This window comes from Frisingicoccus caecimuris (genome assembly GCF_004340975.1).
GTDB lineage: Bacteria > Bacillota > Clostridia > Lachnospirales > Lachnospiraceae > Frisingicoccus > Frisingicoccus caecimuris.
In genome coordinates this window covers 48,885-54,934 of the sequence record NZ_SLXA01000016.1, presented here as the reverse complement: position 1 = coordinate 54,934, position 6,050 = coordinate 48,885, and the positions used below count along the sequence as shown (strand labels likewise).

6 protein-coding genes are annotated in these 6,050 nt (G+C 37.6%); 3 read left to right on the top strand and 3 right to left on the bottom strand.

Translation table 11 applies throughout. From position 1 onward, the window contains the following. A partial coding sequence (locus EV212_RS13590; RefSeq protein WP_207669117.1) for a hypothetical protein occupies positions 1–201 on the top strand: 201 nt, incomplete at its 5' end. 66 nt (positions 202–267) lie between these two features. Continuing rightward, complete coding sequence (locus tag EV212_RS13585) at positions 268–1,650, top strand: restriction endonuclease subunit S (protein ID WP_132093859.1); 1,383 nt, start codon at positions 268–270, stop codon at positions 1,648–1,650. 35 nt (positions 1,651–1,685) lie between these two features. Here the strand turns inward: EV212_RS13585 and EV212_RS12185 are convergent, their stop codons facing one another. Then, a complete protein-coding gene (locus tag EV212_RS12185) occupies positions 1,686–2,495 on the bottom strand; it encodes a tyrosine-type recombinase/integrase (protein WP_132093856.1) in 810 nt (269 codons plus the stop codon). 206 nt (positions 2,496–2,701) lie between these two features. Here EV212_RS12185 and EV212_RS12180 point away from each other — a divergent pair, with 206 nt between their 5' ends. Next, complete coding sequence (locus EV212_RS12180; RefSeq protein WP_207669116.1) at positions 2,702–3,130, top strand: restriction endonuclease subunit S; 429 nt, start codon at positions 2,702–2,704, stop codon at positions 3,128–3,130. 14 nt (positions 3,131–3,144) lie between these two features. Here EV212_RS12180 and EV212_RS12175 read toward each other — a convergent pair whose 3' ends face one another. Both EV212_RS12175 and EV212_RS12170 read right to left on the bottom strand, forming a co-directional pair. Then, the gene (locus tag EV212_RS12175) at positions 3,145–4,623 is read right to left on the bottom strand and encodes a restriction endonuclease subunit S (protein WP_207669115.1); all 1,479 of its coding nucleotides are present in this window, start codon (positions 4,621–4,623) and stop codon (positions 3,145–3,147) included. Continuing rightward, entirely contained in the window at positions 4,620–6,047 is a 1,428-nt protein-coding gene (locus tag EV212_RS12170) for a type I restriction-modification system subunit M (protein ID WP_132093850.1), read from the bottom strand. Before EV212_RS12170 ends, EV212_RS12175 begins: the two co-directional genes overlap by 4 nt. Positions 6,048–6,050: the final 3 nt, after the last annotated feature.

Here is a 6,050-nt window from a genome sequence, read left to right as displayed (position 1 = left end):
TCCGCCCGCATAGCAGGCGGTTTATTGTTTCACCGCTTTTCATTTTTCTTCCCAGAAAAACTCAAACCGGTTCAACAGGCTAAAGCCCATAAAAATAAAACGAACCGGAGAAAGTATTGCTACCTTCTCCGGCTTTTCTGTATCATCTTAGCGAGCAGACTGTTTGTACTCCCACAGTCGCAAAACAGTATTTCTCGTTAGGGTGCTGCCCTAAGACCAGTTATTGCTTGTTGTAATTTGCATTATGAGCAGTTTCAGGATGGAACAGTGAAATGCATTGAAGATGAGATACCGTTTGAAGTGCCAGAAGGGTGGGCGTGGTGTAGATTTTCAAGTGGATTCATAATAAATCCTCGTAATTCTATACAAGACAACATTGAGGTTTCATTTATTCCAATGCCGTTAATACAAGAGGGTTACACCAATAATCACAAATCAGAAATTAGGTTATGGAAAAAAGTAAAAACGGGATACACTCATTTTGCTGAGAACGATATTGCTATTGCTAAAATAACACCTTGTTTTGAAAATAAAAAATCTGTAGTTTTTCGCAAACTTTCAAATGGCTATGGGGCAGGAACAACCGAATTGCACATTATCCGAACTTTAGAAAACACTGTGCTACCCGAATATGTTTTGTGGTATATTAAGCGAGACGATTTTATTTCAGATGGGATTAATGCATTTTCAGGCGCAGTAGGACAAAAAAGGATTGGTAGAGAATTTATAGAACAATACTTAATTCCATTGCCTCCTGTTTCAGAGCAAGAAAAAATTCTTGAAGCTATACACACAGCATTTATGAGTATCGATAGCATTGAATGTTCTGATACAAAACTCAACGTTTTAATAACTATTGCAAAATCCAAAATTCTTGATCTGGCCATTCGTGGCAAGCTTGTACCGCAAGACCCGAATGATGAGCCGGCTTCGGTTCTGCTTGAACGCATTCGGGCTGAAAAAGAAGAACTCATCAAGCAAGGCAAAATTAAGCGGGACAAGAAGGAATCCGTCATTTTCAAAGGTGAGGATAACTCTTATTATCGAATTGTTGGAAAATCATCAGAAGAATGTGAAGATTTACCGTTTGATTTACCTCAAGGTTGGCAATGGACAAACTTAGGACAATACAGCGAAAAGGTGACCGACCAAGTAGCAAGTGGAAGTTTTGCTTCCTTAAGAGCCAATGTTGTATCACTCAAAGAACCAGATTACGCTATAATGATTAAAACGGCAGATTTTTCAAACAAATTCACAAAAAATCTTACTTATACCGATAAACACGGCTATGAGTTTCTTGAAAATTCAAATTTGTTTGGCGGTGAACTCATTTTAAGCAATATAGGTTCTATTGGAAAGGTGTTCATAGTTCCCGACTTAAAAACAAAAATGACTTTAGCGCCTAACTCGGTGATGGTGCGATTGACAAATGATGAATATAGAGACTATCTGTATTATTTTTTGCAATCACCAACAGGTTACGAAGAACTCAAGGCAATTTCTACAGGCGTAGCGATGCTGAAATTTAACAAAACTGATTTAAAAACCATTTGTCTCCCAGTACCACCACTTGCCGAACAAAAAAGAATTGTAGAAACGATAGAAACAATCTTCACACAACTGGATGAAATAACCAACTCCATAGCATAAAATCAGCCGTCCTCGAATTGAGGGCGGCTGTGTTTTTACCAAGTTACAATTTTGTCCACTAACGCTTGCTGCTCACTGGCGGTACGACGCAGATATATACGGGTAGTTTCAATACTTTCGTGCCCCATTAAGTCGGCAAGCAAAGCGATATCGTTATATTTTTCAAGAAAATTCTTAGCATATCTGTGCCGGAAAGAATGTGGATAGACTACTTTTTTATCCAGCCCATATTTATCGGCATAATTCTTTAATTGTTGGGATATTCCACGGGTTGTGATTCTTTCGCCATATCTGTTGAGAAACAAATAGCCGGAGGAACGCTGTGTTTCCTCCAGCCATTCAAGAGTTTCTGTTCTTAATTTTTTCGGTATGTATAATCGTCGTAATTTACCGCCTTTAGTATATAGATCAAAATATCCTATTTCAACATGTTCGATCTTAATCTGTATCAGTTCGCTTACTCTGGCACCAGTGGCAGCTAAATACCAAACAACAAAATACCATTCCATGTTTCTGTCTTTTTTTAGCTGCTTTTTCAGAAATTTATAATCAGCATTGCTGATAACATTCTCCAAAAAATTCTTTTGTTGGACTTTGACTGCTTTGAGTTGTAATCGCTCTTTGTGAAGATATTCAAGATATTTGTTAATCCCCTGAATCCGAAGATTAACTGTTTTCGGTTTAAAAAATTCCATTAGATACCCTTTATAAGCCAAAAGGTTTTCTTTGTTTACTTCATCGTAGTGGGCGTTATAGAAATCGACAGTCCACAGATACGAAGTAATGGTGTTTTCTGAAAGATTTCCCTTTCTCAAGTATTCTTCAAATGTGTTTTGCATCTTCATAATAAGACACCTCCGTAAAATTATTCTGCGGTTTTCCGCAGGTATATTATAACGGAGATGGTGTGAAGTTCTCTTATTATGAGAAGATTGGAAATTCGGTATGTTGTATTGATGATAACCTACCATTTAAAATACCCAGTAATTGGTGTTGGGCGAGATTAAGTTCTATTACTATCAACTATGACAACTATAGAAAACCGGTAAACTTGACAGAAAGAAAAAAGCGAATTGCGGACAAGGAGAAGGATAAATTGTATCCGTATTTTGGAGCCACCGGACAAGTAGGTTTTATTGATGATTACCTATTTGATGGAAAATATATATTATTGGGGGAAGATGCGGCTCCATTCTCAGATAAAACAGCTCAAAAAGCTTATATTGTGTCAGGGAAAATATGGGTTAATAATCATGCTCATATTTTAGAATCGTTGATATTATCAGAATATCTATTGCATAGTTTAAATTCAGTTGATTATCTAAATTATGTATATGGAACAACAAGGTTAAAACTCACTCAAGAGAACATGAATAAAATTTTGCTTCCGATTCCTCCAATAAAAGAACAAATCAAATTGTGTCAGGTCATTTTGAATGCAAATTCATTTATTAAAAGCATTGAAGCGAGCCTTAATTAAGCTCGCTTCATTAATCACTGTATTTGATCTAATAAAGTGAAGTAATACTCTAACTTTGCTAATATTCTTTTCTGTTCGTTTAGCGGTGGTAAAGCAACCCTTTCCTGACTGTATGTGGAGATCCAATATCTTTGATGATTCTCGTGATCAATTTCTGTCGTCTGCATCAGATAAAATGCGTATAGAGGAAAAACTAAATCTGTGTTGATATGCAAGATTTTCATTGCAGACGATTTAACCTTAAATGGGAAATTTACAAATTTGCTCTCTGTTGTGAAGTCATCAAAAATAATTACCGGTGAATCGTCGAATACATTGTCTGTTTCATTTGTATAACCGAGTATAAAAGATTTTCCGGCAGTCAAAACGGGTGTTTTGTATGAAGATTTATAATTTGTATCGCTTACAATATATTTTGTCGGCTGTTCATATTCTAAGAAAGTTCCAAAGTTAGTTACAACCCAGCCAGCAGGTAATTTTTCGCCAAACTTCTCATAATAAGAGTTATCCTCACCTTTAAAAATGACGGATTCCTTCTTGTCCCGCTTAATTTTGCCTTGCTTGATGAGTTCTTCTTTTTCAGACCGAATGCGTTCAAGCAGAACCGAAGCCGGCTCATCATTCGGGTCTTGCGGTACAAGCTTGCCTCGGATTGCAAGATCGAGAATTTTTGACTTTACATTAGTAGCCATTGTTTGTAAGTCTAATTTTTCTTGTTCAATTATATTTATGACTTTTATAGACTCTGATATTTTCTCGCCAATCCGTTTTTGCTCTGATTTGCTCGGAATAGCAATTAAGAAATGACCTAATTTTGTTGCATTAATATTTGACTGATTTACGGCATCAGTTCTTACAGATGTACAATACTCTCTGGCATAGCTGCTGTTCATAACCGCATTGAGATATTCATAATTTAACGATGATCGAATCCGAATCAAGTATCCTGCATAAATAGCAGGAATGTCTCCACGGTAGACCGATGTTTTCCCCACTAACTCAATACTATTTGTTCTATTGAATAGAAGATCTCCTCTAATCAAATAATATTTTTTAATATCTTCTTCATCAGACGAATATACTAAGTCACTATAATCTATTTCGCCATTTTGCAGATTTCCCATCCTTAATACGGCTATTTTTCCGTTAGTACTTGACTTTTTAGAGGTTCCATATGGTAAATCATAAGATACAGAGCATAGCCTTGTCCACGCCCACCCTTCTGGCACTTCAAACGGTATCTCATCTTCAATGCATTTCACTGTTCCATCCTGAAACTGCTCATAATGCAAATTATCCTCACCTTTGAAGATAATTGTATCATTTTTAATATCCTTTGCTTTCAGTTTCCCTTCTTTTACCATCTGCTGCTTTTGAGCACGGATGCGCTCTAAAAGAACTGAAGTCGGCTCGTCATTTGAGTCTTGCGGGACAAGTTTGCCACGGATAGCAAGGTCAAGGATTTTCTCTCTTAACGCTTTTGTATCGATCATAAGTCAATTCCTCCAAGCATCTCTTGAAGCTTTGAAACTGCTTCGCTGATAGAAGATGCTTTCTCTTGCATTTCGGAAAGGATTTCAGTAATAGAACGGTCGTCTTTTTCGGTTAAGTCGATCCACTTGAAATCAAGCTTTAATTGGTCACGAGAATAAACTTCGTCAGCAGTGAACTTACGCCATCTGCCGTTTGGATTTTCTTCAGAATAAGTCTGCGCCCTATCTTCCATATGGCCGGAACAATAGCAATTCACAAAGTCATCGAGATGTTCTCTTGTCATTGGCTTAGTGGCCATAGTGTGCTTTATACCTGTTCTGTAATCATAGACCCAAATATCCTTTGTTTCTGAACCTTTTTCAAAGAAAAGAACATTCGTTTTAACGCCGCCTGCGTAAAAAATACCAGTTGGCAGTCTGAGAATCGTATGTAGATTAAAATCTTTTAAGAGCTTTTCACGCACCTTTGCAGTCGCGTTACCATCAGTCAGCACATTATCAGGCAAAACAACCGCCACTCTGCCGCCTGTTTTCACAATGGATATAATGTGCTGCAAAAAATTGACCTGATTATCTGATGTTTTAATAAACTCCGGTCTGTTTGCCGCAACTTCAATGCTTCCCTGTGGTCTTGTCCCAAAAGGAGGATTTGCGAGGATGACATCATACATTTTATCCGAATTATCCAGCAACGAATCCTGACAAACGATAGGGCTTTTTTCGGTGCCGATATCGTGTAAATAAAGATTCATGGAAGCAAGCGTAACAACAAGCGGCGTGTTGTCTGCACCGAATAAAGCATTGTTTTTTAAAAAGTTCTGCTTGGCAATCTCTTTGCTCTGCAATTTCATATGTTCATAAGCGGCAAGAAGGAACCCGCCTGTTCCGCACGCCGGATCAGCAACGGTTTCTCCAATTTTAGGATCGATTACATCTACCATTGCCTTAATCAAAGCACGCGGAGTAAAGTATTGGCCGGCGCCGCTCTTTTTATCCTGCCCGTTCTTTTCAAGGATGGATTCATAAATAGCTCCCTTGAAATCTCCCTCCATCATATACCAGTTTTCACTTGCCACCATTTGGATAACTTTTGCGAGATGAACAGGACTGTCAATTTTGTTGGAAGCTTTAGTAAATATTGTGCCGATCAAACCTGTATCATCTGCAAGCTCTTTGAGGATTTCTTCATATTTTTCAACCAAATCAAAACCATTCAGTTCAACAAGTTCTTTCCATTTACACCCTTCGGGCAAAGAGCTACCTAGACCGAGTTCTTCTTTTTCGTCATCCATTTTAAGAAAGAGAATATAGGTAAGCTGAGTAATATAATCAGTAAATCCTACGCCCGCTGCTGCAAGTACATTCGCAATATCCCATACCTTTTTAAGTAAGGTTGCTTCGCTTTTTGTTTGTATATTTGCCATAAT